Below are 26,312 nucleotides of genomic sequence, written 5' to 3'. Positions count from 1 at the left end.
GTCCGCACCGCCGGTGCGGACACCCACCGCACGACGAACCAAGGAGGACCCGTGGAGGTCAAGATCGGCATCCAGCAGGCTGCCCGTGAGCTGGTCGTGGAGACCGACGAGAGCGCCGACGCCGTCGCCGCGACCGTCGCCGACGCCGTGGAGAAGGGCGGGGTCGTCACCCTCACCGACAGCAAGGGCCGCCGGGTGATCGTGCCGGCCGCCAAGATCGCCTACGTCGAGCTCGGCAACAGCGTCTCCGGCACGGTCGGCTTCCGCAGCTGAGCACCGCCCCGCCATCGGCCGGCCCGGGCCACCAGGTCGACCCGGGCGGCCGGGGTGACCGGCGTGGTCGGGACGTTGCACCGTCGGCGCCCCAGGGGGGAGCATGAGCGTCGTGGACGTGAGCGCGATCCTCTGGGCGCTGGTCGGCGGCACCGTCGTCGGCCTGGTCGGCAAGTGGCTCGCGCCCGGTGACCGCGACGAGGTGCCGCTCTGGGTCACTGTGCTCGCCGGCGTGGTCGGCGTGGTGGCCGCCACCCTCGTGCACGGCGTCTTCTTCGAGCGCCGCCTCACCGGCGTCGACTGGTGGCGCCACGCCTGGCAGCTGCTCGGTGCGCTGCTGGTGGTGCTCGCCGTGGTGACCGCGCTCGGTCGCGACCGCGTGCGGCAGCGGGTCTAGCCACCCAGGCCCGGCTCCGCAGCCCTAGCTCTCGAGGCCCAGCTCGGCCATCCGCGCCGCGTGGCGGTCGGTGAGCCGGGTGAACATCCGGCCGATCGCGGCGAGGTCGAGACCGGGCCGGTCGGCGCCACCGGCCAGCAGCGACGACATCGCGTCGCGCTCGGCGGCCACCCGCTGGGCCTGGATCAGCGCCTCCCCCATCAGCCGGCGGCCCCACAGGGCCAGGCGCCCACCCAGGCGCGGGTCGGCGGCGATGGCGCTGCGCACCCGGTCGACGACGAACGCGGAGTGCCCGGTCTCCTCCAGCGAGGCCAGCACCAGGTCGCGGGTCTCGGTGTCGAGGAAGGCCGCCACCTCGCGGTAGAAGTCGTCGGCGAGGCCGTCGCCGACGAACGCCTTGACCAGGCCCTCGTACCAGTCGGCCGGCGCGGTGTGCTCGTGGAAGGTCTCGATCGGCTCCTGGAACGGCGCCATCGCCACGAACGGGTCGACCCCGAGCTCGGCGATGCGCTCGTGCAGGGGCGCGACGCGGGCCAGCTCGGCGGCGGCCTTGCCGGCCACCGCCACCTTGTCCTCGAGGCGGGGGGCGAGCTTGGCGTCCTCCGCGAGCCGCTCGAAGGCCGACAGCTCGCCGTACGCGATGGCGCCCAGCAGGTCGACCACGGCGTCGCGGTAGGCCGGGTCGTCGAGGGCCAGCGGGCGGTCGTCCTGCCCCGTGACCTCGACCGACACGGGCGCCACGGGGTCTGTCGATGGGGCCATGCGGGCACCCTACCGATACCCTCGGGGCAGGGCGTCGCGCCCGTACGGCGGTGGCGGCCCCCACGTATGTGCGCGGCTGACGCTGTCGAGAGCTCTCCTGCACCGCGGGTGCAGCGCCCGACGAGTCCGCCGCATCCGGACTCCCGGCCCACCAGCGCGCCGGGCTCACGAAAGCGATGAGACCACTGACCACGTTCCGAGAGCTCGGGGTCCTCCCCGACATCTGCGACGCGCTCGAGCGCGCCGGCATCACCACCCCCTTCGCCATCCAGGAGATGACGCTGTCGGTGGCCCTCCTGGGCACCGACCTGATCGGCCAGGCCCGCACGGGCACCGGCAAGACCCTCGCCTTCGGCATCCCGGTCCTCCAGCGCAGCATCGCGCCGAGCGACCCGGCGTACGCCGACCTCCCGCAGGGCAAGCCGCAGGCCCTGATCGTCGCCCCCACGCGCGAGCTCGCGCTGCAGGTCTCCAGCGACCTCGCGCTGGCCAGCAAGGACGTCGGCCTGCGCGTGCTCACCGTGTACGGCGGCGTCGGCTACGACACCCAGCTCGAGACCCTCGAGTCGGGCGTGGACATCGTCGTCGGCACCCCCGGGCGCCTGATCGACCTCGCCAACCGCCGCGCCCTCGACCTCTCCCACGTGCACGCGCTCGTGCTCGACGAGGCCGACGAGATGCTCGACCTGGGCTTCCTGCCCGACGTGGAGCGCATCCTGCGGATGACGCCGGAGACCCGCCAGACCATGCTGTTCTCGGCCACGATGCCCTCGGCGATCGTGACGCTGGCCCGCATGCACATGCGCCACCCGATGAACATCCGCGCCGAGTCGTCGTACGACACCACGCTGGTGCCGGCCACCGCGCAGTTCATCTACCAGGCCCACGACCTCGACAAGCCCGAGATCATCGGCCGCGTCCTGCAGGCCGACGACGCCGAGAAGATCATCGTGTTCACCCGCACCAAGCGGCAGTCGCAGCGCATCGCCGACGACCTCGCCGAGCGCGGCTTCAGCGCCAGCCCCCTGCACGGCGACATGGCCCAGGTGGCGCGCGAGAAGGCGCTGGCGAAGTTCCGCGAGGACAAGATCCGGGTGCTCGTCGCCACCGACGTCGCGGCCCGCGGCATCGACGTGCGCGGCGTCAGCCACGTCATCAACTACACCTGCCCCGAGGACGACAAGACCTACGTGCACCGCATCGGCCGCACCGGTCGCGCCGGGGCCACCGGCACCGCGATCACGTTCGTCGACTGGGCCGACCTCAACCGTTGGAAGATGATCAACACCGCGCTCGACCTGCCCTTCCCCGAGCCGGCCGAGACCTACTCCACCTCCCCGCACCTCTACACCGACCTCGGCATCCCCACCGGCACCAAGGGCCGCATCGTCGACCCGGCGCCGGTGGAGCGCAAGCCGCGCGAGGACCGCTCCGAGCGCGGTGGCGAGCGCCGCGGCGGCGGTCGCGGCGGCAGCAGCGGCAGCAGCGCCGGCGGTGCCGGTGGCGAGCGTCGTGGGGGCGGCGACCGCCCCGCGCGCAACCGCTCCCGCAGCCGCACCACCGACGGCGGGGCCGCGCCCAGCACGGGCCCGGAGACCCCGACCACGACGGCCGTCACCGCCGACGGCGGCGAGACCGGGACGAACCCCAACCGCCGTCGCCGTCGCCGCCGTTCCAGCGGTGCGGGCGAGGGCGGCGCCGAGGGCAGCGCCCCCGCCGCCGCGGCCGAGACCGCCTGACCCGTTCCACCCGCACGCCACGACGGCCCGCCCGGTCACCCGGGCGGGCCGTCGTGCGTCGGCGGGGCCTGCGGCGGCGACTGAGCGGACGCGAGGCGCCCGGGGCAGGTCAGGCGGTGACGACGACCGTGGTGCCGAGCGGGGCGAAGTCCCACAGCACCTTGGCGTCGGCGCGGCGCTGCCGGATACAACCGTGCGACTGCGGGGTGCCGAGCTGCGCCACGCTCTGCACCTTCTCGCCGTCGTCGACGGGGATGTCGTGGAAGCCGATGGCCGCGCCGCTGGGGCCCTGGGTGAACCGCACGAACCACTTCATGGTGCCGGAGTCGTCGATGCCGATGGCGTCCTCGGAGCGCGACCACACCTCGAACGTGCCGGGGTCGAGGTTGTCGGTGAGGCTGCCCGACACCGGGTACGTCGACGCCACGCGGCCCGACGCCGCCACCAGCCACACCCGCTGCCGGCTCTCGCTGAACACGACCCGACGCCCGGTGCCCGACCGTGCCGGGAGCGCGTCGTCGATCTCGGTCACCTCCGCGCCTGTCGCGGGGTCGGTCTCGGGGTCGGAGCCTGGACCGGTCTCGGGGTCGGCCTCGGGGTCGACGGACGGGGAGCCCGAGGCCTCGGGGGCGGTGACCACCCCATCGCCGGCGGCGCCGGCGGCGCCGGTGGAGGGCGTGGGGTCGGCGACCGGCGCACCGGCCGGGTCGACGGCCTCCGCGACGGCGGCGTCACGCTCGGCGGTGATCACGCCGGTGCCGCCGAGCACGGCGACCACGGTGACGGCGGCGGAGGCGACCAGGACGGCCACCCGTCCGTAGCGTGGGCGCACCTCGCGCCGGTGGCTGCCCACGTCAGGCCCCCTGCGTCGCGGTCGGCGCGGCCGGCGGCCGGGCGTCCTGGGCGCCGCGGTCACGGCGGGCGACGAGGGAGGCGGCGACCTCGCGGTAGGCCCGGGCACCCTTGCTGGAGCGGCTCGTGGCGAGGATGGACCGCCCGGCCGCCGGGGCCTCGGCGAACTTGATGGTCTTCGGGATCGGCGGCTCGACGACCTCGAGGTCGTAGGTCGACGAGATGGTCTCGAGCACGGTGCGGGCGTGGGTGGTGCGCCCGTCGAACAGCGTCGGCAGCACGCCCCACACCTCGAGGTCGCGGTTGGTGAAGCGCCGCACGTCGTGCACGGTGTCGAGCAGCTGTCCCACGCCGCGGTGCGACAGCGTCTCACACTGCAGCGGCACGAGCACGCCGTCGGCGGCGGTCAGCGCCGCGACGGTGAGCACACCCAACGACGGCGGGCAGTCGAGCAGCACCCAGTCGTACGCCGTGCCGTCGGCGGCGAGGTCCTCGACCATCGCGCGCACGACGTACTCGCGCCCGGTGCGGGTGAGCAGGTCGGTCTCGGCACGCGCCAGCTCGATGGTGGCGGGCACGAGGTCGACGCCGTCGTCGGTCTCGACCACCACCTCCCGCGGCGCCAGGCCGGCGGTGAGCACCTGGTGCACCGACTCGCCGAGGTCCTCGGGGTCGATGCCGAGGGAGAACGTGAGGCACGCCTGCGGATCGAGGTCGACCAGCAGCACCGCGTGACCGAGCTCGGCCAGGGCCGCCCCGATGGAGGCCACCGAGGTGGTCTTGGCGACGCCGCCCTTCTGGTTGGCGATCGCGAGTGTCGTGGTCATCGCCGCCCATCATGCCGGACCGGGTCGCCCGCGTCGCGGACGCTCGCCTGCTGTACTGAGGCCATGTCCACCTCCTCCCCCGGACCCACCGGCCCCGCCGACCGCCGCCCCACCGCACTCGTCACCGGACCCACCGCCGGCATCGGCCACGCGTTCGCCCAGCAGCTGGCCGAGCGCGGCCACGACCTGGTGCTCGTCGCCCGCGACGCGGCCCGCCTGGAGACCACCGCCGCGGCGCTGCGGTCGACCTGGGGCGGTCAGGTGGAGGTGCTCGTCGCCGACCTCGCCGACCGCGAGCAGCTGCGGCGCGTCGAGGAGCGGCTGGCCGACCCCCACCGCCCCGTCGACCTGCTGGTGAACAACGCCGGCTTCGGCCTCAAGGACCGCTTCCTCGACAACTCCGCCGACGCCGAGACCGCGATGCTCGACGTCCTGGTCACCGCGGTGCTGCGCCTCAGCCACGCCGCGCTCGGGCCGATGGCCGAGCGCGGTCACGGCGGGGTGGTCAACGTGTCCAGCGTGGCGGCGTTCCTCCCCCGCGGCACCTACTCGGCGGCCAAGGCGTGGGTCAACCAGTTCGGGGCCTGGGCGGCCACCGAGTACGCCGACCGCGGCGTGCGGGTGATGACGCTGTGCCCGGGGTTCGTGCGCACCGAGTTCCACGAGCGGATGGACGTCGGCCGCGGCTCCGCCCCCGACTTCCTGTGGCTCGAGGCCGACCGGCTGGTGCGCGACGCGCTCGCCGACTACGACCGCGGCCGCACCCTGTCGGTGCCGAGCGCGCAGTACAAGGCCATCACCGCCGTCGCCCGGGTCGTGCCCAGCGGCGTGCTGCAGCGCCTCCAGGGCCTGGGGCGCTAGGGGCTCTTGCGCCGGCGGCGTGGTTCTGCCGGCCCGTCGGTCCCCCGGAGGGCTGCCCCGGGGATCTGCCCCGGGACTGGGGGGTCGTGTGCTCCAGGACGCGCTCCGCCGCGGCGTCAGGCACACGACCCGCCGCCGACCCAGGACCGCCCTCGGCCCGGTGCGACCACCCGGGTCGTGTGCCCCAGGACGCGTCCGAGCGCGCCGCCAGGCACACGACCCGCCAACTGACCCCGCGGATCGCCACCCGGCCAGGCCGACCACCCGGGTCGTGTGCCCCGCGACGCGTCCAGGCGCGCCGCCAGGCACACGACCCGCCAACCGACCCCGCGGATCGCCACCCGGCCAGGTCGACCACCCGGGTCGTGTGCCCCGCGACCCGTCCAGGAGCGCCACCAGGCACACGACCCACCTACCCACCCCGCGGACCGCCATCCAGCCCGGTCGACCACCCGGCCAGGTCGACCACCCGGGTCGTGTGCCCCGCGACGCGTCCAGGCGCGCCACCAGGCACACGACCCACCCGCCGACCCACGACCAAGGCGCAGCGGCGAGCCCGGGCAGGGGCGTCAGAGCCCGGCGGGCAGGTGCAGCGCCTGGGGGGTCTGCCGACCGGAGGCAGCGGCCGCGGCGGCCGCGAGGTCGAGCAGGCGGCTCAGCTGGGCGGGGTCGGTGGTGTTGCAGCCCAGCTCGTGGTCGACCTTGCCGGTGCCGTGGTGGTCGCTGGAGCCGGTGGCCACCAGGCCGAGGTTGTCGGCGATGGCGCGCAGCCGGCGGCGCACGTCGGGAGCGTGGTCCTGGTGGTCGACCTCGATCCCGGCCAGGCCGCGCTCGGCCAGCGCGGCGAGGGCGGATTCGTCGGGCCGCTCGTCGCGGCGGCGGCCCCACGGGTGGGCGATGACGGTGACGCCGCCGGCGCCCCGCACGGCGTCGACGACGTCGACGAGCGGGGCGGCGTAGCGGTCGACGTAGGCGGGCCGCCCGGGGTTGAGGAAGCGGGTGAACGCCTCGCCGCGGTTGCCGACGACCCCGCGGGCGACCAGCGCGTCGGCGATGTGGGGTCGTCCGCTGGCCGCGGTGCCGTCGGAGACGGCCGCGACGTCGGCCTCGGTGAGCTCGATGCCGAGCGCGTTCAGCCGGGCGACGACCTCCGGCACCCGCGAGGCGCGACCGTCGAGCACCCGCTGCAGGGCGCCGGCCAGCGGCGGGTAGGTGGGGTCGGGCAGGTAGGCCAGCAGGTGCACCGACTGGCCGTCGTGGCGGGTGCTGACCTCCATGCCGCGCACCAGCCCGATGCCCACCTCCTCGGCGACGCGCTCGGCCTCCGCCCAGCCCTCGGCGGTGTCGTGGTCGGTGAGCGCGACGACGTCGAGCCCGGCCGCGGCGGCGGCGCGCACCAGCTCGCCGGGCGTCTGCGTGCCGTCGCTGGCGCGCGAGTGGGTGTGGAGGTCGATGCGCACCCGCCCAGCCTAGGCGGGCGCACCCCCGGTCCCGGCTCCCGGCACAATGCCGCCATGGGCAACCACCGGGCCGACCGCTCCCCCGCCGGCTCCGGCGTCCCCGGCGGGCCCGGCGCCACCGGGGCGCACGGTCACGTGCACGGCGGACCGCCCCCCGACGTCGGGGTCGGCCTGCGCGCCCGCGCGGCGCTGCTCGGGGTGCTGGCGCTCGGCGCGGTGGCCACCGTCGTCGGGCTGGTGGTGCTGTGGCCCTCGGCCGCCGACGCGCCCGCCGACGTCGACTTCCTGCGCGCCGGCACGACCACCGTGAGCGCCCCGGTGGTCGGGGTCGGGCCGTCGTGCCCGGTGCTCGTCGACGGCGAGCAGGGCTCGCGCGAGCCCCCGCCGGAGGACTGCGACACCCTCACCGCCGACGTCGACGGCGAGGAGGTCGTGCTCGGCGTCCCGCCGTACGTCGGACGCTCCGGGCTGACCGCGGGCGACACGGTGCGGCTGATCCGCCTCGACGAGGCCACCACCGCCGCCGGCGGGCCGGGCTACGGGTTCGCCGGCGTGGAGCGCCGCCTGCCGCTGGGGCTGCTGGCGGGGGCGTTCGTCGTGCTGGTGGCGCTGGTGGCCCGCCTGCGCGGGCTGCTGGCGCTGGTGGGGCTCGGGCTCGCCGCCGTGGTGATCGCGCAGTTCCTGCTGCCGGCGCTGCTGGCCGGCGGGTCGGGCTGGGCGGTGGCGGCCGTGGGCTCGTCGGCGATCATGTACGTCGTCCTGTACCTCGCCCACGGCCCGTCGCTGCGCACCAGCGCCGCCCTGCTCGGCACGCTCGCCGGCATCGGCGCCACCGCGCTGCTCGGGGTGTGGGCCGTCGGGGCCGCACGGCTGTCGGGCATCAACGACGAGACCGGCGAGCTGCTCGCCGGCTACGCCCCCGCCCTGGACACCCAGGGGGTGCTGGCCTGCGCGGTGATCATCGCGGGGCTCGGGGTGCTCAACGACGTCACCATCACCCAGGCCTCCGCGGTGTGGGAGCTGCGCGCCGCGGCGCCCCACCTCGGACGCCGCCGGCTGTTCACCAGCGCCATGCGCATCGGGCGCGACCACATCGCCTCCACGATCTACACGATCGTGTTCGCCTACGCCGGCACCGGCCTGGCGGTGCTGCTGCTGCTCTCGCTCTACGACCGTCCGCTCGTCGAGCTGCTCGCCGACGAGTCGATCGGCGTGGAGGTGGTGCGCACCCTGGCCAGCGCGGTCGGGCTGGTGCTGGCCGTGCCGCTCACCACCGCCGTCGCGGCGCTCACCGTGGGCGGGTCGACGCCCCCGCCGGCGTCCCACGACGCCTAGCCACGGAGCCGGGCCGGTCAGCCGGAGCGCACACCCGGCGCAGGCGTCGGGCTCACCAGGCCGGACCGGGGCCGCCGAACGGCAGCTCGACCAGCGCGGGGCCGACGGTGGAGACGTCGCGCAGGTGCCAGTCGGCGTTCAGCAGCAGCAGCGCCGACGCGGGGCGCACCACCACCCACAGCCAGCGGCCGCCGGCCTCGCCGGCCAGCACCGAGCGGTCCCACTCCCCGATCTCCGGAGTCGTGGAGACCGCCCACAGCGGGACCTGCTGGTGCTCCACCCGCACCCGCGCCACCGGCGGCGCCGTGCTGATCTCGTGGCCGGGGTCGTCGTGGCGGGTGCCGGCCACCCGCGCCCCCAGGCCGGTGCCGGGCTCCTCGGCCACCACGACGAGGTCCACCGGCCCGTCGGCGGGGCTGGTGCCCGAGCACGACGCGAGGCTCGCCCGCGCAGCCCCGGCGGGGCCGACCGTGGCGACCGTGGCGAAGTCGGTGACCGACCAGCCGGGGCTCAGCGGCCAGGGCAGGTACGTCGGGAAGCCGGCGGCGGCGTCGAGGTGCTCGGTGAAGTCGTCGTAGCCGACCTCCGAGGGACGCCACAGCGCAGGGGTCGGACCGTGGTCGGGGCACGACCACCCGCCCTCGCCCGCGCTCCCCGGGGCCGGGGCGACGGGCGCCGGGCAGCGCGGGCAACCAGCGGCGAGCGGCACGCAGACACGGTGACCCCCGGGGCCCGGCCCGTCAAGAGCCGGTCACGAGCCGGTCAGCAGCCGGGGTGCGGCAGAGCCGGACCCAGCCGTGCCGGTCGCGGCGGGCTCAGCAGTTCCAGCGCAGCACGACGGGCACGTCGCGCTCGTGGCCGAGCACCGACACGGTGGCGGTGTCCAGGCGCAGCAGCCGCCCGTCGGCGACCGGCAGGTCGAGCCACCGCGCGGCGAGCGCACGCAGGGAGTGGCCGTGGGCGAAGACCAGCGTGTCGCCGTCGGTGGCGCGGGCGCGCGCCACGACGCGGTCGAGGCGGGTGGTGACCTCGGCGGCGCTCTCCCCGCCCGGTGTCGGGTGGGTCCACACCGACCAGCCGGGCACGCTCTCGCGGATCGTCGCGGTGGTGACGCCCTCGTAGTCGCCGTACGCCCACTCCTGCAGGTCGTCGTCGACCTCGGCCGACGACCAGCCGGCCAGCTCGGCGGTGCGGCGCGCGCGGGTGCGGGGGCTGGTCAGCACCAGCGCGAAGTCGCGGGCGAGCCGGTCGCGCAGCGACGCTGCCACCTCCTCGCCCTCCGGCAGCAGCGGCAGGTCGGTCACCGAGGTGTGCCGACCCACCTTGCTCCACTCGGTCTGCCCGTGCCGGACCAGCCACAGCTCACCCATGCCGCCCATCCTCGCAGGCGCGGCGGCGGGCCTCAGGCCTGGGCACCCGGCCCGGCCCAGTGCTTGCCGGGCTGGGGCACCGGTCGCCCGGGCTGCTCACCGCCGCGCTGCTGGAGGTAGCTGTCCTTCGGCACCATGACCTTGCGGCGGAAGATGCACACCACGGTGCCGTCCTGGTTGTAGCCGATGGTCTCGACGTGCACCACGCCCCGGTCGTCCTTGCTGCGCGACTCGGTCTTGGCCAGGACGGTGGTCTCGCCGTACAGCGTGTCGCCGTGGAACGTGGGGGCGACGTGGCGCAGCGACTCCACCTCGAGGTTCGCGATCGCCTTGCCGGAGACGTCGGCGACGCTCATGCCGAGCAGCAGGGAGTAGACGTAGTTGCCGACCACGACGTTCTTGGCGAACTGCGTGGTCTCCTTGGCGTAGTTGGCGTCGAGGTGCAGCGGGTGGTGGTTCATCGTGAGCAGGCAGAAGAGGTGGTCGTCGTACTCGGTGACGGTCTTGCCGGGCCAGTGCTTGTACGTCGCCCCGACCTCGAACTCCTCGTAGCTGCGGCCGAACTGCATTGCGGTGCTCCTCGTGGCTGGGCGACGGTGGTCGGTGTGCGGACTGCTGCGGCCGCTGAGCGGACGCGGGCCCATCGTGGCGCACGCCGCCGACCCCGCGCAGCCGCCCCGCACGTGCGCTTCGTCACCGCGCAGGAACGTCTGCCTACACTTCCCCGGTGACCCCCGACGTGCCTCCTGCGCAGCCCGAGCGTGCCGTCCCGGCACCCGCGGGCGCGTCGCCGGTGGGGCCGCACCACCGGCCCGGAGGCGCGCGCGCCGCGTTGACCGTGGTGCCGATCGTGCTGGTGCTGCTCGCCGTCGTGCTCGCGGTGTCGCTCACCGGCGGGCGCGACGACACCGCCGCCACCGGGCTGGCGCCGGTGGAGTCCGCGGTGGGGTCGACCGAGAGCCCGACGGCCTCGCCGAGCCAGGAGCTGGCGCCGTCACCGGCGCCCCTGGAGGCCGCACCGACCACCCGCGCCGAACGCCGTGAGGCCCGCGCCGAGCGGCGCACCGAGCGGCGCGGCGGGAGCGGCGACCGGCGCGGCCCGCGCAGCGCGACCCCCGGCGTCGACGTGCCGAGCGGCGGGGGCGACCTGGCCCGCCGCACCGAGCAGGCCACCTGCCTCCCGGAGCCGGTGACCCGGTCGGTGACCGTGCTGTCGTACAACATCAAGTCCGGCTTCGCGAGCGGTCGGGGCGTCCAGCTCGACGACTACGCCCGCACGATCCGCGCGTCGGGCGCCGACGTCGTGCTGCTCCAGGAGGTCGACCGCCGTCGCGCGTTCAGCGGGCGCACCGACCAGCCGCGCATCCTGGGCGCCGCGCTCGGCATGGAGCACGCCTTCGGCGCCAACGTGCGCCGGGCCCACGGCAGCCAGTACGGCACCGCGATCCTCTCGCGCTACCCGATCGTGTCGTCGGGCAACAGGCTGCTGCCGTTCCTCGTCGGCAGGGGCATGCAGCAGCGGGGCCTGCTGCACGCCACCCTCGACGTCGACGGCGTGGCGATGAGCGTCTACAGCACCCACCTGCAGAACCGCTCGGAGCCCTCGCGGATGGTGCAGGTGCGGGCGATCAACCGGGTGATGGCGGCCGATCCGCTGCCCACGGTGCTCGGCGGCGACATGAACGCGCACCCGGGTTCTGCCCCGATGCGCACGCTCGCCGCGACCATGGTCGACAGCTGGCCGGGGGTCGGCGCCGGGGCCGGTTTCACCCACCCGTCGGTGGGCCTGCGCGGCCGCATCGACTACCTGCTGCACGCTGGTGAGTCGATCACCCCGGTCGGCGCCTCGGTGGTGCCGTCCACGCTGTCCGACCACCGCCCGGTCCGCACGACGTACCGCCTGCAGGGCGTCGCCTCCGACTGCTGAGGCGGTACGCCGACGGCACCGATGACGCCGGCGCGAGGCGCTGCGTCAGTCGTCGATCTGCGCGGCGAGGACGCCGGCGAGCCCGGCCAGGGCGGCCTCGCCCACCGCGGCGGCGTCGATGCTGTCGGGGTGCACGCCCGGCACGTCGACGGGGTCGAGGTCGGCCCACGCGCCCACGAGGCGGGTGCCCTGCTGCTGCAGCAGCGCCACCGTCTGCTGCGACTGCTCGACCACCCACGGCGCCACCGGCAGGCCCAGCCGCGGCTCCTCGCCCCGGCGGGCGGCCAGCACGGTCTTGGCCAGCACCTGCTTGCGCAGCCGGGCCCCGGCCGGGAACCGCAGGCCGCGGCCGTCGAGCAGCTCGTTGACGCGGCGCAGCGCGAGCGTGGAGGTCAGCCCCAGCGAGGCGTTGCCGGAGTCACCGGGGTCGCGCTGCGGCAGCCCCGCGCCCAGCACCTCCTCGAAGCGCGTGGTGAGGGCGTCGCGCGGGCTGCCGGGGCCGGGCACGGTCACCACGACCACCCGGTCGCGGCCCACGGTCGCGGCCCAGGTGTCCACGACGCGCGGCAGGTGCTGCTGACGCCAGAAGGTGCCGCCGGCGCTCTCGCGGTCGGGCCGGCCGGCGCCTGCGCCGGGAGCCTTGGCGGCCACGTCGGCGACGTACTCGTCCCAGCCCCACGAGCGCCCGTTCTGCACGGTCTCCTGCCACAGCGAGGCGATCGACCGGTTCAGGTCGCGGGCGGTGACGACCACCTCCACCTCGGCGCCGGGGAAGGACCCGACGACCCGCCGCACCTGGTCGGGGCGGGCCGGGCCGAGGAACTCCATCGACACCACGGCCGTGCCCTCGTGGGCGGCCACCTCGTCGACGAGGCGGCCCCACCGGCGTCCGGGGCCCTCGGCGAGCACGTCCTTGACCGCCGCCACCTGGCGACCCCAGCCGGCGCCGGGCACCAGCACCCCCTGCTCGAGCAGGGCCGGCTTGTTGGCGAACAGCAGTCCCTGGACGAAGCTCGTACCGGACTTCATGAGCCCGACGTGCAGGACGACCCGGTGTGCCATGGCGCGAGACCTTAGGCCCTGGCTCAGCGCAGCCGGTAATCCTTCAGCAGCGAGCGACCGATGATCATCTTCTGGATGTCGGCGGTGCCCTCGCCGATCAGCAGGAACGCCGCCTCGCGGTAGAGCCGCTCGATCTCGTACTCCTTGGAGTAGCCGTAGCCGCCGTGGATGCGGAACGAGGCCTCGACGACCTCGTTGCAGTACTCCGCGGCGAGGTACTTGGCCATCCCGGCCTCGACGTCGTTGCGCTCGCCCTTGTCCTTCAGGCGCGCCGACTTCACCATCATCGCGTGGGCGGTCTCCACCTTCGTCGCCATCTCGGCGAGGCGGAACAGGATGGCCTGGTGCTGGGCGATCGGCTTGCCGAAGGTCTCGCGCTGCTGGGCGTAGGCGATGCCGAGCTCGAAGGCGCGGTTGGCGACACCGGTGGCGCGGGCCGCGACGTTGACCCGGCCCACCTCGACGCCGTCCATCATCTGGTAGAAGCCCTTGCCGGGCTCGCCGCCCAGCACCTGGTCGGCGGAGATGCGGTGGCCCTCGAGCACCATCTCGGTGGTGTCGACGCCCTTGTAGCCCATCTTGTCGATCTTGCCGGGGATGGTGACGCCCTGGGCGGTCTCCCCGAAGCCCGCCTCCTTCTCGACCAGGAACGTCGTCATGTTCTTGTAGACCGACTCGGCGCCCTCGTCGGTGCGCACCAGCACCGCCACCAGGTTCGACGACCCACCGTTGGTCAGCCACATCTTCTGGCCGGTGATCTCGTAGCCGTCGTCGGTGCGCACGGCCTTGGTCTTGATCGCCGCGACGTCGGAGCCGAGCCCGGGCTCGGACATGGAGAACGACCCGCGGACCTCGCCGGTGGCCATCCGCGGCAGGTACTTCTGCTTCTGCTCGTCCGTGCCGTGGTGCATCAGCAGGTACGCCACGATGAAGTGGGTGTTGATGACGCCGGAGACGCTCATCCAGCCGCGGGCGATCTCCTCGACCACCAGCGCGTAGGTGAGCAGCGACTCCCCCAGCCCGCCGTACTCCTCGGGGATCATCAGCCCGAAGACGCCGAGCTCCTTGAGGCCCTCGACGATCTCGGTGGGGTACTCGTCGGCGTGCTCGAGCTCGGTGGCGACCGGGAGGATCTCCGACTCGACGAACGCGCGGACCGCCTTCAGGATCTCGGACTGGTCCTCGGTGAGTCCCTCGGTCTCGCACAGGCGGGCCATCGTCACGCGCTCCTTCGTCGGGGTCTGGGCGTGCCCGGCGACGCAGGCGGCGTCGACCGTGGCCCCAAAGTAACCCGTGAGTAGCCTCCGGTCCCTGTGGGAAACACCACACGGCCCGGACGCCGGTCGCGTGCGGGTCGGGCGGGTCAGGCCGGGGGACGCCGGGACCTGCGGGCCCGTCCCACGACCGAGCGGACCCGGTCGGCCGTGGTGGCGGCGGGAACGGTGGTGGGGGCCGCGGCCGGCCCGGCCGACAGGGTGGGCCTGGCCGGGGTGTCGGCCCGCTCGCGCAGCTCGCCGAGCAGGTCGGCGACGAGGTCGACCGCCACGGCCGCGACCTCGGCGTCGGTGACCGAGTCGGGGTGGCGCCGCCGTCCGGGGTCGGCCGGCACGAGCAGCGAGTCGAGGTCGCCGCGCACGTCGTACCCGGCCTCGCGCACCGCGGCCACCGCCCGCTCGCCGCGGGCGCGGCAGTCGGCCACCTGGTCGTCGCCGGGCCAGAACCGCTCGCCCCCGCGCGCGGCCAGCCGCTGGTCGGCGAGGAAGCTGCGCAGCCAGCGGCCGCGATCGACGGCGCTCCAGGCTCCGGTGAGGGCGGCGTTGACCCGGCGCAGCGTCTCGGCCTCGACCACACCCATGCCGGAGTTGGCGAACTGCCCGCTGGTGTCGACCACGTCCGGGTCGACGCCGAGCACCGCGGCGAACCGGTGCCACAGCTCCTCGCGGGGCTCGTCACGACCCGGCACCGGCAGCACGTGCACCCGCTCGGGCGGCACCGCCGGTCCCCAGCGCGCGAGCACCAGGCCGAGGTCGAGCGCGCGCCAGTCCCAGACGTCGCGGGGGTCGTCGGACTCCCCGCGGCCGTAGTCGGCCAGCGGGGTGGTGCCGCGGTTCTTCAGGTGCTCCTGCCAGCTCGACGTGAACAGCGCGAGCGGCTCACGGGCCGTGACGACCAGGTGCACCTCGTCGGCGGACAGGTCGGCGACCGCGCGGCGGGCCTGCTCTGCGCTCGCCGCGCAGAAGAACTCGTGGGAGACCAGGGCGTCGCCGTCGTGCTGCGCGACCTGCGCGGTCACGACGTCCCAGGCCTGTGCCGCGCCCGGGCCGCGCCGGTGCACGCCGGGGTCGTCGCGCACCACCAGCGAGCTCAGCAGGTGGTCGCGCTTGGCCCGCCCCGGCAGCAGCACGCCGGCGGCGAGCAGGCGGTCGCGGTGGGACCACCAGCCGGCCTGCAGGTAGCTGGTGCCGGTCTTGGGCAGGCCGAGGTGCAGGAAGACCCGCCGGCTCATCTGCCGAGCTCGGCGTCGTACCGGTCGAGCACCTCCTGCGCCCGGGCGGGGTCGCTGGACGACAGCGGCAGCAGCAGCTCCTGCACGACGTCGGTCAGCTCGGCGACACGCAGGTTCAGGCGGCGCAGCTCGGCCACCTCCTCCTCGAGCTCGACCACGCGGGCGCGCAGCCCGTCGACCTGGGCGGCCACGCCCTCCGCCTCCACGACGCCCGGCACCTTGCGGCGCAGGCGCTCACCGAGACCGGCGGGCTCGGCGCCCGCGTCGGGTCCGCGGCTCCCGGGTGTGCTCATCTCGTCCACTCCATCACCATCCGGCATCCTTCCTGCGGGTCGTCGACGTCGACGGCGGCCGCGGGCTGTCCGGTGTGCAGGGCGCGCACCGGTTCCTGGCTGAGCACGGTGGCGCCCCGGGCCTCGGCCTCGGCGCGCACGACCTCGGGGGCCACCCCGTGCAGCAGCAGCTCCGAGGGCAGCGGCGGACGCGACGGCGGCACCAGGAAGTCGACGTAGAGCCGTCCCCCGTCGGCCAGCGTCATCGCCGCCAGCCGCCACAGGTGGCGGCGGCCGCGGTCGCTGGTGGCGTCGGCGACGTGGCGGGCCAGCACCGCCCGGGGACCGGGACGCCGCGCGAGCCGCGCGCCCCAGAGCATCACCTGGCGCAGCTCGAGCAGGTTCATCGAGGCGAAGTCGACGTTCCAGCCGTACTCCCGGGCACGGTCCTGCAGGCGGGCGAAGCCGTTGGGCGAGAAGTCGAGGCCGGTCACCTGGTGGCCCTGCCTGGCCAGCCAGACGGCGTCCTGGCCGCGCCCGCAGCCGACGTCGACCACCTCGCAGCCCTCGGGCTCCTCGCGGTGCAGCAGCTTGGCCAGGTCGTGCGGCTTGCGGACCGGACCGCGGTGCACCGCGTCGGAGTAGCGGCGGTCCCAGTGGTTGCGCGCGGCGCGGGTGCCGCGGAACCAGCTGTCGAGGCGCTGGGTGGTCGACGCCGGCGGGTGGAACGCGAACGCCGGGTCCGGCACCCGCCACTGCGGGCCGTAGGTCGCGGCGAGCAGGCGCTCGGGATCGGCCGGCGCCGGCAGCATGCGCCCGCGCAGCGTGACGGTCGAGCGGGGCAGCACGGAGTCGCGCTCGTAGGGCACCAGCAGCTCGCCCATCAGCATCAGGTGGCGCTGGAACAGCGCACCGGCGAACACGTCGATCGTGCGGCGGGTGCCGTCGGGCACGGCGGCGTCGACGCGGAACCCGGCCCCGCTGTAGCGGGTGGTGTCGTAGCCCGCTCGGATCAGGTGGCGCTGCACCCGGTAGGACTCCAGGATCACGTCGACCGGGTTGTCGTGACGGCTCAGGTAGGCCAGGTCCACGTCGTTGTCGTGGCCGAGGAAGGTGCCCTCGCGCACGGCGCCGAGCAGGGTGCCGTAGGCCACGAACGGCTCCACCCCGGCGGCCTCGAGGTCGCCGAGCAGGCGCTCGGTGGCGTCGAGCAGCGGGGCGACGGACTCGTCGTCCTGGTCGCCGAAGGCCACCGCGAGGCGCCCGTGGTTGTCGACCACCAGGGGCCGCCCGGCGCGGTCGACGAGGTCGACCCGCTCGGGTCGCGGCCCCAGGACGAGCTCGCGGTCGAAGAGCACCTCGCCCTCGCCCCTCACCTCCAGCCGGGCCGGCCCGGTGAGCGCCTCGGCCAGCTCGCGCGGCCACGGCACCACCACCTCCGGCTCCACGACCACCGGGGGCTCGACGACCTGGGCGAGGTCGGGCGGCGCGCCGGCGCCCTCGGACGCGGTGGCGCCGGCGACCGCGTCCCCGGCGGCGTGCACCGCCGGGTCGGCGGCGGCCGGTCGGCGGACGCGGCGCCCGGCCACCCGAGCGGTCCAGAAGGACCAGACGCGACGACCGTCGAGGTGCACGTCGAGCAGGACGTCGTCACTGCGGCTCAGCCGCAGCCCGGCACTGTCGACGTCGATGACGTCGGGAAGCCGTCGCACGTCGTCCCCCCTCGGGTGTCCTGGAGCCGCGAACGTACCAGCCCCCGACCCGGCCGGCGGGGCATCCGGCGCCGCCCGGCGCGGTGCGGTCACACCAGTCCGTGGAAGCGCTTCGGCACCCGCACCAGCGGTTGGTTGCGCATCGCCTGCACCTGCCCGGCGCCGGTGGCGCGCCACATGCGGCCCTGGCGCTGCACGATCCGCTCCAGGCGCGCCGGTCGCGGCCGGAACCGCTCCACCGTCTCGAGGTCGACGTCGGCGGTGATCTCGTCGAGCAGGTCGACCATCTCGTCGGCCGGGCGCTCCCAGCTGGTGCGCGCGGCGCGGCCGTCGTCGGCGAACGCGGCGTGGCGCTTGGCCGCGGCCTGCGCGAGGTGGTCGCGGTCGGCGAACTTGAGGTGGAACATCCACAGCTCGGGGTCGACCTCGAAGGGGCACTCGACCCCGTGGGAGGCGTGGGCCCAGCGGGCCGGCACCCACTTCAGGCTGGGCTTGCACATCAGCGGCACGAACTTGGCGAGGTGGCGCTGGCCGAGCACGGGCTCGTCGTCGCGCAGGGCGCCCTCGCGGGCGGCGTCGTGCACGACGTTCAGCGCGGTGACCCCCACGGCCTGGCGGTCCGGCCGGGCCGCGACGAAGTGACGCAGGGAGGCGTGCACGTCGGGATCGGCGACCAGGAACTCGTCGGCGTCGCAGAACACGACGGCGTCGTACGCCGCGAGCAGCCCGGCCGACAGACCGGCCATCAGCTCCATGCGCGACGGCTCGAAGCCTCGCTTGCGCAGGGTCGGGATGCGCAGCACCGGGCCGGCCAGCGCGTCGGTGGAGCCGTCGGTGGAGTGGTCGTCGACGACGTAGACGTTCTCGGCCCCGACCTGGGCGGCGTAGTGGCCCACCCAGCGCCCGAGCATCGCGCCCTCGTCGCGGGCCATGGTCATCACCGCGACGCTCGGCAGCTCGCCCTCGGGCGGCGCGAACACCAGGTGGGAGAGGTCCTCGGGCTCCTCGGCGCGTCCGGCACCGGTGCGCGCGGCCTTCTCGCTCCTCGCGGGCGTCCCGGCGGGTGGCTCGGACGTGGCGTCGCCGCCGCGTCGACGCAGGAGCGCCATCAGTCGTCGTCCCCGAGGTCGGTGCCGTCGGCGCGGTCGGTGCCGCCGGTGCCGTCGGTGTCGTCGGCGGGACCGCGCCCGCGGCCGCCGCGACCACCACCGCCACCACGACCACCACCACGACCACCACCACGACCACCACCGCGACCCGAGCGCCGGGTCGCCCGGCGCTGCTTGCGCTCGCTCTGGCTCCACTCCCGCAGCACCAGCTCGAGGCCGTCGACGGCGGCGGCGAGCTGGTCCTCGGCGGCGATCTGGTCGGTGTGCACCCCCGGCACCACGACCGGGGTCAGCTCGTCGAGGTCGCCGACCACGCGGTGCCCCGCGCGCCGCAGCCGCTCGAGCTGGTCGACACCGGCGGTGCGCACCCACGGCTCGTCGAGGCCGAGCCGGGGCTCGAGCGGGGTGCGGGCCACCAGGCCGCGCTTGGCGAGCGCGTGCTTCACGAAGCGGTCGTAGCCCGGGGGGACGGCGCCGTTCACGACCATCTTCTCGTTGAGCCGGCGCAGCACCATCGCCGTGGCCGGGCCGATCGAGCGGTTGGAGCGCACGTCGAGGTCGTAGCCCTCGGCGTCGACACCGAGCACCTCGGCGAACCGGCGCCACAGCAGGTCGCTGGGGGCCCCGGACGGCGGCACGGTGAGGATCGTGACTCGGTCACGACCGAGGACGCCGGCCCACCGCGCGGCGATGGCCGGCAGGTCCTGGTGGCGCCAGAAGTTGCGGGACGCCGGGGAGCGGCCGTCGTGGTCCCGCACCGCGGCGAGGTAGTCGGGCCAGGTGATCGACGAGCCGTTCTGCATCGACTCCAGCCACATCGCGGGGATGTTGCGCGACAGGTCGCGGCAGGTCAGCACCGCCTCGACGCGGGTGTCGGGGAACGACGCGAGCAGCTGGCGGATCTTGTCCTCGCTGCGCGGGCCGAGGAACTCCATCGAGATCACGGCCGTGCCGGGCCAGGCGTTGACGTCGGCGGCCACCGCCGCCCACGACCCGTCCTCGGGCACCGGCTCCTGGCCGGGGCCGCCGAGCTCGATGAGCTCGCGCACCGCCTTGACCTGCACCCGCCAACGCTCCCCCGCGAACAGCACACCGTGCTCGGCCAGCCGCTCGCGGTGCACGCCGAGGACGTTCTGCACGAAGCTCGTGCCGGACTTCATCGATCCGATGTGCAGGACCAGGCGCTCGGCCATGGGCACGCTCCTCCGCCGCGTCGTGGGGTGGCGGGCGCCGGTCGGGGACGTGCGTCAGGGAACAGTGACGCGAGAGACCGGCACCCAGTGATCCGTCGCCAGCCTCACCAGCGGGATGCGGCTCTCAGCATACCCGGCCCAGGACGCGTTGCCCGGACCGAAGAGCCAGTCGACGCGCATGGTGCCCGGCGGCGGGGTGCACGTGCCGTCGCGGTAGCGGCCACCGGTGGCACTGCGCAGGGTGGTGTGCTGCATGACCTTGCACACGATGGTCGCCTTCTCGTTCATGTCGCCGATGAAGAAGACCGGCGTGCCGGTGGCCTCGAGCTCGTTGATCTTCGCCAGCTGGTCGCGGACCGCGGCGTTGCGCTTGCGCTGGTACTCCCAGGGCGCGTTGTGCACGGCCATCACCCAGGCGCGGCGCCCGGTGGCGCGGTGCTCCAGCAGCACCACCGGCCGGGGCAGCTGGCGGCTGATGAACTGGGTGCTGATGGTGGTCCGGCGCACGGCCTTCCACACGTCGCGGCGCCACAGCAGCGCCGACTCGACGGCGAGGTCGCCGGCGGCCGGGGCGCGGTACGCGGCGTACTCGCCGCCGGCGGCGGCGGTGATCGCGGCCAGCTGCTCAGCGGTCTGCTCCTGCACCCCGACGACGTCGACGTCGAGGGTGCGCAGGGCCCGGGCGGTCCACTCCGCGCGCAGGCGGGCCGGCGCGAGGTGGTCGTCGTGGGCGTAGGGACGGGTGTGCTGGTTGCCCACGGTGTTGAACGTCGCGATGCGGAGGTCGAGGGGACCGGCGCGGCGGGCCGGACGGGTGGCGCGGGACCGGGCGGCAGGCACGGGGGCGGCTCCGGCGCTCTGGCCGCGCTCGTCGTTGCCGGCGCAGACCCGTCGTCCGTCGGCGGTGCGCGAGCAGGTGTGCAGCCAGCCCACGCTGACGTCGCTCCAGGTGCCGGTCGAGGCGACCGGACGTGCGGCGCTGCCGCCCCGCAGCCCGTCACCGAGCTGGCCGTAGACGTCGGAGCCCCAGCACCAGCGGCGCCGGTCGGCGTCGACGAGGCACGAGGTGGCCTCCCCGACGTCGAGGCGGGTGGCGTCGTGGCCGCCGACCACGGTCTGCGGCGAGGTGGCGCCGGTCGGGCTGCCGGTGCCGAGCTGGCCCTGGTCGCCGCGGCCCCAGCAGCTCACGGCGCCGGCGCGGGTGCGGGCGCAGGTGTGGGTCCAGGAGACGGCGATGCCGCTCCAGCTGGTGCCGGTGCCGACCTGCGTGGGCTCGCTGCGGTCGCGGTTGTCGCCGACGCCGAGCTGGCCGAACACGTTGCGACCCCAGCACCAGGCGCTGCCGTCGCCCTTGACCGCGCACGTCGTCCAGCCGTCGACCGAGACCCGCTTCCAGCCGCGTCCGGGGACCTTGACGGGGCTGGTCTGGTCCTTGAGACCGCCCTGGCCGAGCTGGCCGGCGGAGTTGTCGCCCCAGCACCACAGGGTCTCGTCGTCACGGGTCGCGCAGGTGTGGAACCACCCGGTGGAGACCTGGGCCCACTGGCTGCCGGCGACCTTGCGGGGCGTCAGGCGGGCGTCGGTGGTGCCGTCGCCGAGCTGGCCTCGGTGGTTGACCCCCCAGCAGTAGAGGGTCCCCTCCGTGCGCGTCGCGCAGGTGGACGAGCCGCCGGCGGAGACCGAGCGCCACGTGGTGGCCTCCCCGACCTGCTGCGGCTCCGGCGTGCCCGGGCCGGTGCGGTCGGTGCCGAGCTGCCCGTAGGTGTTGCGACCCCAGCACCACAGCGTGCGGTCGCCGCGCACCTCGCAGGAGTGCTCGCCGCCGGCGGAGACCTTGCGCACCGTCGCGGCGCGCCGCGCGGCGGCGTCCTCGACGCTCACGACCGACGCCGTGAGCCGGGTGGGGTCGGTGGTCGAGTCGTCCGGGGCGGCCGAGGTCGTCAGGCTGCTCGTGGGGACGGCGGCGGCGGGGTCGGCGAGGGCCGTGGCACCCGGTCCCAGGGAGAGGGTGGCGGCGAGCAGGACCAGAGCGGTCCAGCCACCGAGCGGGCGCACGAGCATGTCGACCTCCGACGTCGGGGAAGGGGAGGAGGGTCCGGGGAAGGCTAACCTTCCCCGGACCCCCTGTCCCGGCGTTCGGGCGGCGTGTCCGGCACCGGTGCGGGACCGCCCGCCGACAGGCGGGGGCCCCGTGCCGTCACTGCGTCAGCAGCCAGGCCTTCTCGTACGGGTCGACGCCGGCGCTCGGGCGGCTGGCGACCACGCGGCCGCGCGGCGGGTTCAGGAACAGCTGGTTGGCCCAGTCGATGTAGCTGCGCACGATCGCGTCGCGGGTGATGATCATGCCCTGCTCGTCGGACTTCAGGCTCGAGCCCGACCAGTTCGCGGAGCCGTTGAGCACGATGCGGTCGCCGCGGCTGTTGCCGTAGTGGCCGCTGATCGCGATCGACTTGATGTGCAGGTAGCGGTCGTAGACGCCGTCGCCGTTCGGGTCCTGCACGATGTGGCGGCGCGGCACGGGGCCGAGGATGTCGCGCACGTTCGGCGTCATCACCGAGTAGTTGATGCGGACGTTGCAGCCGGCGTTGTGCTTCTGCCGGACCGCGCGGGCGATGGCCTCACCGCGCAGGCCGTTGAAGACCGACTGCGAGATGCGGATCTGCGTGCGGCCGTTGATGCCGAAGCCCTTGCGGGCGTTCTTGCACTTGGTGCGGTCGAGCATGTCGACGACCTGGTCGGAGCGGCCGAGGCGGGGGTAGAACCAGGAGCGGAACTCGCCGTCGGCGAAGGTGTCGAAGGTCGGGCGGTGCAGCCGGTCCTTCGCGGCCTGCGTGAAGATCTTCTCGTAGCCGCGGTAGGACTTCTCGCGTCCGGCCAGCGTGACCAGGTCGTCCCACTGGTTGTTGGCGGCGGCCTCGGTGAGGTTGCCCGAGCCCTGCATCACCACGTGGCGCGACGAGCCGACCCGGCTGAAGAGGAAGAACTTCGAGTGCACGATGCCGGTGCCGGCCTTGCCGCGGCAGGAGTTGTTGCAGACGCGGAACCAGCTCTTCATGCCGGGCTCGCGCGACTTGTTGCCCACCGACAGGGCCCGCTTCAGGGTGCGGTAGTCGCCGTCGGGCTGCTGCTGGGCGGCGAGGCCGCCGGACATGATCACCCGCACGCTGACGCCGCGCTGGTGGGCGGCGCGCAGCGAGCGCACGAACAGCTGGCTCTTGAAGTTCCACGTGATCATGCGGATCTTCTCGCCCTTGGGCGTGTTCGCGATGGCGTCGCGCAGGTGCCTGTTGATGACGTGCGAGCGGTCGTTCAGGGGGTTGTTGAACAGCACCCCCTGCCGCACGGCGAAGCCCGAGGCCACCGACATCTCGCGCTGGCGGCCGTTGCCGCCGGGGCGGTCGGCCGTGGGCACCTCGACGGAGGCGACACCGGCGACCGGCGCGGCCTGCGCGGGCACCGCGACGACGGCCCCCGTCAGCAGCAGCGGCAGCCCCACCAGGGCTGCGGCGAGCGTGCGACGTACAGACATGCTTACTCCTTGTCCCGGACCGCCGGAGGGCGGACCGCACACCTGCCGGCGGCAGGTGGTTGCACCGTGGGTCATCCTTGGCAGCTGCGCAGGGCGCGCTGGTACTGCCGGCTCGAGGCGAGACCATCGGTCTCGTTCACGACGTAGCCCGGCACCGCGTAGTAGCGGCCGGCGTGCTCGACGATCTGCTGTCCCAGCTCGCAGCGGCGGGCCACGGGCTCCTCCACCACGCCGTCCTGCTCGCACCCGGCGTAGCCGCGCGGGAGGTCCTGGCCCGCCACCCACACGTCGGCGCACGCCGGGACGGTGGCCGCCCCGTTACTGCCGCCGGGCGCCGCGCTCCCGGTCGGGCTCTCGCTCGCCTCGGGCGGGGACGCCGACGGCTCGGACGACCCGGACTCGGCCGCGGACGGGCTGGTCGACCCCGCGGGGTCGGTGGCGCTGTCACCGTCGGAGGAGCCGCACCCCGCGAGCAGGGCGGCGGTGGCGACGAGGACCACCGAGGCGCGGGCGCCGTACCCACCGGGGCGGGTGACGACACGACGCAGGACTCGGGACACCTGTCGAGGGTAAGGCATGGTCACCGGCGTGGGGGAACCCCGCGGGCGGCACGTCGGCCGACGTGTCGGGGACCCCCCGGGGCCCGCGACGGCTCCTGCCGCGACTCCGGCCGGGGGCTCCGACGGCACGCCGTTCGGCACGCCGGCCGACGCACCGGTCAGCGGACCGCGGCGACCTCGCGCAGCAGGCTCGCGGCCTCGCCCAGCAGGACGTCGAGGTCGGCGTCCGGACCCGCGACCGACCCTGCCGGGGCCGGGCCCACCTCGTCGGCGTGGCGCTGCGCGGCGTGGTCGCGCAGCACCAACGCCGCCCGCAGCACCTGGTCGGGCGCCGGGGCCGGGGCGACCTGCGGGTAGTCCGCGAGGTCGTCGGAGACCGGCAGGTCGTCGAGGTCGCCGGTGAGCACGACCCGCCCGGTCGTCACCAGGTCGCGCACCGCGGCGTTGCGTGCCAGGGCCACCGCGGCTGCGGCGCGGTCGAGCAGCGGGCGCTCCTCGTCGGCCCGCAGCGCGGCCAGCGGGCCCGTCGCGGCCTCGCGCACCAGCGCCCGGTAGACCGGCGGGGCGATCTCGGCGAGCTGGGGGTTGACCCGCCGCAGCACGTCGCAGGACGCGAAGCCGAGCGAGGCGTTGTGCTTGGCGACCGAGGGGTCGACGACGTCGGGGTCGGCGCCCACCGCGCTCGCGAAGCGGTGCCACAGCGCGTCGGGCGGCGCACCGGGGGCCGGCACCGTGACCAGGCCGACGCCGCCGACGGCGGGGTGCGACCCCCACCGGGTGACCACGTCGGGCACGTCCTGGGCACGGTGGAAGGTGCGGTGGGCACGGCTGTCGACGTCGTCGGGGTCCTCGATGCGGCGCAGGTAGGTGGCCCAGTCGTCCTCGCCCAGGTTGCGGGTGAAGGTCTGCCACTGCGCCGGCACCGCCAGCCGCTGGTCGCGCGCCGAGACCACGACCTGCACGTCGAGACCGGCCAGCGGGGCCAGCAGCTCCTCGACCTGGGCGTCGGTGGCGAAGCCGAGGAACTCCATCGACACCACCGACGTGGGCGACGGGGAGGCGCGGGCCGCAGCGACGAGGTCGAGCCAGAGCGCGCGGTTGCGCTCGGGCGCGGCGGGCAGGCGCAGCATCCGGCGCACGGCGCGGGTCTGCAGCCCGAAGCCGCCCACGAACTCGGTGCCGGACGCGGCGAGCTCCTGCTTGTGGCGGCCCATGATCGACTGCACGTAGCTGGTGCCGGTCTTCATCGCCCCGACGTGCAGGACAACGCGGCTGCTCATGGTCCTCCCAGGTCGCGACACCGGCTGGCTGGCCCTGGCCCGGCTGCCGAGGCGGGTGAACGGTAGCACCGGGCTGCCCGGTGCCGGCCCGCCGTCGCGGGCGGCTCGCCGGGTGGCTCGCCGGGGACCTCAGCGCCCGCGCAGCCGCCCCAGCCGGCCGCGCCGGCCCGGCGGGGAGCCGCGTCCCGCGTCGGCCGCGGGCGGGACGGCGGCACGCTCGAGCAGGGTGTCGGCCCAGCGCTGCGGGTCGTCGCCCGGCGGCGGGTCGACGTCGGGGGGCGGGGCGCCGGGCGCGCCGAGCACCGGCGCGAGGTCGGCGAGGTCGCCGTGCACCTGCCACCCGGCGGCCGCCACCTCCTGCGTCCAGGCCTGCGTGGCGGCGTCCAGCAGCGGACCGAGGTCGGCGGGGGTGGCCGGGCGAGGCGACGACCGGGCGGCCAGCTCACCCTCGGCCCAGCCCTGCTTGACCACACGGGCGCGCGTGCGGGCGTCGAGCCGGTCTCCGAGGGCTGCGTTCACGGCGCGCACCAGTGCGGTCTCGGCCGCCCCCAGCGACGGGTTGCCGGCCACGGCCGCCGCCGGGTCGACGAGCCCGGGGTCGATGCCGGCGGCCTCGGCGAAGCGCTCCCACAGCAGCGCGGCCGGCGCACCGGGCGGGGGGCAGGTGACCAGGTGCACCTGGCCGGGCGGCAGGTCGCCCGCCCAGCGGGAGAGCGCGCCGACGGGATCCTGGGCGTGCCAGAAGTGCGGACGACGCCCGCCGTCGTCGGGGCCGCGCGCCTCGCGCCCGGTGTCGGCGCGCAGCTGCTCGCGCGCCAGGTCGGCGAAGGACCAGGTGGCGCCCAGCTTGACCTCCTCCTGCCAGTGGGCGGTGGCCTGGCGCCCGAGGTCGCGCGCGGTGACGACCAGGTGCACCTCGAGGCCCTGCAGCGGCGCCAGGGCCCGCGCGACCTGCTCCGGCGCGGCTCCGCCCAGCACCTCGTGGCCGAGCACCGCCGTCCGCCCGCCGTCGTCGAGGAAGGTCCGGGCCCGTGCGCACACCGCTGCCCAGGCGCCCTCCACGTCGCCGGGCGCCAGCCCGAAGCGGCCCGCGCTCCCCCGCACCTCGACCGCGCCGTGGAACATCGCCCCGGGCCGGACGAAGGGGTAGACCACGCCGCCCGCACGCAGCGGGTCGCGGTGGGCGGCCAGCAGGCCCTGCAGCCACGTCGTCCCGGTCTTCGGCAGCCCGACGTGGAGCACGACACGGCCCGGGGCGCGGGTGGGTGGGGTCACCCGGCCATGCT

25 protein-coding genes are annotated in these 26,312 nt (G+C 75.3%); 6 read left to right on the top strand and 19 right to left on the bottom strand.

Annotated features, from left to right (window positions below):
• Positions 1–51 precede the first annotated feature (51 nt).
• Together AC4OR8_RS17380 and AC4OR8_RS17375 are read left to right on the top strand one after the other, a co-directional pair.
• Positions 52–273, top strand: a complete 222-nt coding sequence (locus tag AC4OR8_RS17380) for a DUF3107 domain-containing protein (protein ID WP_492166863.1) — start codon at positions 52–54, stop codon at positions 271–273.
• 103 nt (positions 274–376) lie between these two features.
• Positions 377–670 (top strand): hypothetical protein, encoded by a 294-nt coding sequence (locus AC4OR8_RS17375; RefSeq protein ID WP_492166862.1) that lies wholly within the window; start codon positions 377–379, stop codon positions 668–670.
• Positions 671–694: 24 nt separating this feature from the next.
• Here the strand turns inward: AC4OR8_RS17375 and AC4OR8_RS17370 are convergent, their stop codons facing one another.
• Positions 695–1,432, bottom strand: coding sequence for a ferritin-like fold-containing protein (locus AC4OR8_RS17370; protein WP_492166861.1), 738 nt, complete (start codon positions 1,430–1,432; stop codon positions 695–697).
• Between the two features lie 176 nt (positions 1,433–1,608).
• On the opposite strand from AC4OR8_RS17370, the gene AC4OR8_RS17365 reads away from it, so the two are divergent.
• Complete coding sequence (locus tag AC4OR8_RS17365) at positions 1,609–3,171, top strand: DEAD/DEAH box helicase (RefSeq protein ID WP_492166860.1); 1,563 nt, start codon at positions 1,609–1,611, stop codon at positions 3,169–3,171.
• 109 nt (positions 3,172–3,280) lie between these two features.
• Here AC4OR8_RS17365 and AC4OR8_RS17360 read toward each other — a convergent pair whose 3' ends face one another.
• Complete coding sequence (locus AC4OR8_RS17360) at positions 3,281–3,982, bottom strand: L,D-transpeptidase (RefSeq protein WP_492166859.1); 702 nt, start codon at positions 3,980–3,982, stop codon at positions 3,281–3,283.
• A gap of 43 nt (positions 3,983–4,025) precedes the next feature.
• A complete protein-coding gene (locus AC4OR8_RS17355) occupies positions 4,026–4,850 on the bottom strand; it encodes a ParA family protein (RefSeq protein WP_492166858.1) in 825 nt (274 codons plus the stop codon).
• Between the two features lie 63 nt (positions 4,851–4,913).
• Between AC4OR8_RS17355 and AC4OR8_RS17350 the strand changes: the two genes are divergently transcribed.
• The gene (locus tag AC4OR8_RS17350; RefSeq protein ID WP_492166857.1) at positions 4,914–5,711 is read left to right on the top strand and encodes an SDR family NAD(P)-dependent oxidoreductase; all 798 of its coding nucleotides are present in this window, start codon (positions 4,914–4,916) and stop codon (positions 5,709–5,711) included.
• Between the two features lie 569 nt (positions 5,712–6,280).
• On the opposite strand, the gene AC4OR8_RS17345 is transcribed toward AC4OR8_RS17350, so the two are convergent.
• Positions 6,281–7,171 (bottom strand): PHP domain-containing protein, encoded by an 891-nt coding sequence (locus tag AC4OR8_RS17345; RefSeq protein ID WP_492166856.1) that lies wholly within the window; start codon positions 7,169–7,171, stop codon positions 6,281–6,283.
• Positions 7,172–7,225: 54 nt separating this feature from the next.
• Here AC4OR8_RS17345 and AC4OR8_RS17340 point away from each other — a divergent pair, with 54 nt between their 5' ends.
• Complete coding sequence (locus AC4OR8_RS17340; RefSeq protein WP_492166855.1) at positions 7,226–8,506, top strand: YibE/F family protein; 1,281 nt, start codon at positions 7,226–7,228, stop codon at positions 8,504–8,506.
• Positions 8,507–8,558: 52 nt separating this feature from the next.
• Here AC4OR8_RS17340 and AC4OR8_RS17335 read toward each other — a convergent pair whose 3' ends face one another.
• The 3 genes from AC4OR8_RS17335 to AC4OR8_RS17325 all read right to left on the bottom strand — a co-directional run bounded on the left by AC4OR8_RS17335 (position 8,559) and on the right by AC4OR8_RS17325 (position 10,445).
• The gene (locus tag AC4OR8_RS17335) at positions 8,559–9,215 is read right to left on the bottom strand and encodes a DUF6758 family protein (RefSeq protein WP_492166854.1); all 657 of its coding nucleotides are present in this window, start codon (positions 9,213–9,215) and stop codon (positions 8,559–8,561) included.
• Between the two features lie 106 nt (positions 9,216–9,321).
• Positions 9,322–9,876 (bottom strand): histidine phosphatase family protein, encoded by a 555-nt coding sequence (locus AC4OR8_RS17330; RefSeq protein ID WP_492166853.1) that lies wholly within the window; start codon positions 9,874–9,876, stop codon positions 9,322–9,324.
• Between the two features lie 32 nt (positions 9,877–9,908).
• On the bottom strand, positions 9,909–10,445 hold the full coding sequence (locus tag AC4OR8_RS17325; RefSeq protein WP_492166852.1) for a MaoC family dehydratase: 537 nt from the start codon (positions 10,443–10,445) through the stop codon (positions 9,909–9,911).
• 158 nt (positions 10,446–10,603) lie between these two features.
• On the opposite strand from AC4OR8_RS17325, the gene AC4OR8_RS17320 reads away from it, so the two are divergent.
• On the top strand, positions 10,604–11,803 hold the full coding sequence (locus tag AC4OR8_RS17320) for an endonuclease/exonuclease/phosphatase family protein (protein ID WP_492166851.1): 1,200 nt from the start codon (positions 10,604–10,606) through the stop codon (positions 11,801–11,803).
• 45 nt (positions 11,804–11,848) lie between these two features.
• On the opposite strand, the gene AC4OR8_RS17315 is transcribed toward AC4OR8_RS17320, so the two are convergent.
• From AC4OR8_RS17315 to AC4OR8_RS17260, 12 genes are all read right to left on the bottom strand, one after another.
• The gene (locus AC4OR8_RS17315; protein WP_492166850.1) at positions 11,849–12,865 is read right to left on the bottom strand and encodes a hypothetical protein; all 1,017 of its coding nucleotides are present in this window, start codon (positions 12,863–12,865) and stop codon (positions 11,849–11,851) included.
• Positions 12,866–12,888: 23 nt separating this feature from the next.
• Positions 12,889–14,082 carry an acyl-CoA dehydrogenase family protein gene (locus AC4OR8_RS17310; protein ID WP_492167135.1) on the bottom strand — a complete coding sequence of 398 codons (1,194 nt, stop codon included), beginning with the start codon at positions 14,080–14,082 and terminating at the stop codon, positions 12,889–12,891.
• A gap of 146 nt (positions 14,083–14,228) precedes the next feature.
• On the bottom strand, positions 14,229–15,371 hold the full coding sequence (locus AC4OR8_RS17305; protein WP_492166849.1) for a hypothetical protein: 1,143 nt from the start codon (positions 15,369–15,371) through the stop codon (positions 14,229–14,231).
• On the bottom strand, positions 15,368–15,664 hold the full coding sequence (locus AC4OR8_RS17300) for a DUF6752 domain-containing protein (protein ID WP_492166848.1): 297 nt from the start codon (positions 15,662–15,664) through the stop codon (positions 15,368–15,370). The genes AC4OR8_RS17305 and AC4OR8_RS17300 overlap by 4 nt, the downstream gene beginning before the upstream one ends.
• Entirely contained in the window at positions 15,661–17,355 is a 1,695-nt protein-coding gene (locus AC4OR8_RS17295) for a class I SAM-dependent methyltransferase (protein WP_492166847.1), read from the bottom strand. Before AC4OR8_RS17295 ends, AC4OR8_RS17300 begins: the two co-directional genes overlap by 4 nt.
• An 89-nt stretch (positions 17,356–17,444) precedes the next feature.
• Positions 17,445–18,464: a glycosyltransferase family 2 protein gene (locus tag AC4OR8_RS17290; protein WP_492166846.1), complete on the bottom strand. Its 1,020-nt coding sequence runs from the start codon at positions 18,462–18,464 to the stop codon at positions 17,445–17,447.
• Complete coding sequence (locus AC4OR8_RS17285) at positions 18,464–19,657, bottom strand: hypothetical protein (protein WP_492166845.1); 1,194 nt, start codon at positions 19,655–19,657, stop codon at positions 18,464–18,466. Before AC4OR8_RS17285 ends, AC4OR8_RS17290 begins: the two co-directional genes overlap by 1 nt.
• 54 nt (positions 19,658–19,711) lie before the next feature.
• Positions 19,712–21,718, bottom strand: coding sequence for an RCC1 domain-containing protein (locus AC4OR8_RS17280; RefSeq protein ID WP_492166844.1), 2,007 nt, complete (start codon positions 21,716–21,718; stop codon positions 19,712–19,714).
• 136 nt (positions 21,719–21,854) lie between these two features.
• Positions 21,855–23,186: a phospholipase D-like domain-containing protein gene (locus tag AC4OR8_RS17275; RefSeq protein WP_492166843.1), complete on the bottom strand. Its 1,332-nt coding sequence runs from the start codon at positions 23,184–23,186 to the stop codon at positions 21,855–21,857.
• Positions 23,187–23,257: 71 nt separating this feature from the next.
• Complete coding sequence (locus AC4OR8_RS17270) at positions 23,258–23,746, bottom strand: hypothetical protein (protein WP_492166842.1); 489 nt, start codon at positions 23,744–23,746, stop codon at positions 23,258–23,260.
• Between the two features lie 158 nt (positions 23,747–23,904).
• Positions 23,905–25,026 (bottom strand): hypothetical protein, encoded by a 1,122-nt coding sequence (locus AC4OR8_RS17265; RefSeq protein WP_492166841.1) that lies wholly within the window; start codon positions 25,024–25,026, stop codon positions 23,905–23,907.
• A 129-nt stretch (positions 25,027–25,155) separates the two neighbouring features.
• Positions 25,156–26,301, bottom strand: coding sequence for a hypothetical protein (locus tag AC4OR8_RS17260; protein ID WP_492166840.1), 1,146 nt, complete (start codon positions 26,299–26,301; stop codon positions 25,156–25,158).
• Between the last annotated feature and the right edge of the window lie 11 nt (positions 26,302–26,312).

It is taken from the genome of Nocardioides sp. FY1077, assembly GCF_058681775.1.
The sequence above is the reverse complement of the archived record's forward strand: the minus strand, read 5'-3'. Positions and strand labels throughout refer to the sequence as shown.

What these genes read in the sequence shown, in the direction of transcription:
- AC4OR8_RS17300 (WP_492166848.1), bottom strand. Translation starts at nt 15,664, where the DNA reads ATGAGCACACCCGGGAGCCGCGGACCCGACGCGGGCGCCGAGCCCGCC.
- AC4OR8_RS17325 (WP_492166852.1), bottom strand. Translation starts at nt 10,445, where the DNA reads ATGCAGTTCGGCCGCAGCTACGAGGAGTTCGAGGTCGGGGCGACGTAC.
- AC4OR8_RS17315 (WP_492166850.1), bottom strand. Translation starts at nt 12,865, where the DNA reads ATGGCACACCGGGTCGTCCTGCACGTCGGGCTCATGAAGTCCGGTACG.
- AC4OR8_RS17365 (WP_492166860.1), top strand. Translation starts at nt 1,609, where the DNA reads ATGAGACCACTGACCACGTTCCGAGAGCTCGGGGTCCTCCCCGACATC.
- AC4OR8_RS17285 (WP_492166845.1), bottom strand. Translation starts at nt 19,657, where the DNA reads ATGGCCGAGCGCCTGGTCCTGCACATCGGATCGATGAAGTCCGGCACG.
- AC4OR8_RS17340 (WP_492166855.1), top strand. Translation starts at nt 7,226, where the DNA reads ATGGGCAACCACCGGGCCGACCGCTCCCCCGCCGGCTCCGGCGTCCCC.
- AC4OR8_RS17350 (WP_492166857.1), top strand. Translation starts at nt 4,914, where the DNA reads ATGTCCACCTCCTCCCCCGGACCCACCGGCCCCGCCGACCGCCGCCCC.
- AC4OR8_RS17355 (WP_492166858.1), bottom strand. Translation starts at nt 4,850, where the DNA reads ATGACCACGACACTCGCGATCGCCAACCAGAAGGGCGGCGTCGCCAAG.
- AC4OR8_RS17375 (WP_492166862.1), top strand. Translation starts at nt 377, where the DNA reads ATGAGCGTCGTGGACGTGAGCGCGATCCTCTGGGCGCTGGTCGGCGGC.
- AC4OR8_RS17370 (WP_492166861.1), bottom strand. Translation starts at nt 1,432, where the DNA reads ATGGCCCCATCGACAGACCCCGTGGCGCCCGTGTCGGTCGAGGTCACG.
- AC4OR8_RS17305 (WP_492166849.1), bottom strand. Translation starts at nt 15,371, where the DNA reads ATGAGCCGGCGGGTCTTCCTGCACCTCGGCCTGCCCAAGACCGGCACC.
- AC4OR8_RS17330 (WP_492166853.1), bottom strand. Translation starts at nt 9,876, where the DNA reads ATGGGTGAGCTGTGGCTGGTCCGGCACGGGCAGACCGAGTGGAGCAAG.
- AC4OR8_RS17265 (WP_492166841.1), bottom strand. Translation starts at nt 25,026, where the DNA reads ATGAGCAGCCGCGTTGTCCTGCACGTCGGGGCGATGAAGACCGGCACC.
- AC4OR8_RS17275 (WP_492166843.1), bottom strand. Translation starts at nt 23,186, where the DNA reads ATGTCTGTACGTCGCACGCTCGCCGCAGCCCTGGTGGGGCTGCCGCTG.
- AC4OR8_RS17280 (WP_492166844.1), bottom strand. Translation starts at nt 21,718, where the DNA reads ATGCTCGTGCGCCCGCTCGGTGGCTGGACCGCTCTGGTCCTGCTCGCC.
- AC4OR8_RS17290 (WP_492166846.1), bottom strand. Translation starts at nt 18,464, where the DNA reads ATGGCGCTCCTGCGTCGACGCGGCGGCGACGCCACGTCCGAGCCACCC.
- AC4OR8_RS17310 (WP_492167135.1), bottom strand. Translation starts at nt 14,082, where the DNA reads ATGGCCCGCCTGTGCGAGACCGAGGGACTCACCGAGGACCAGTCCGAG.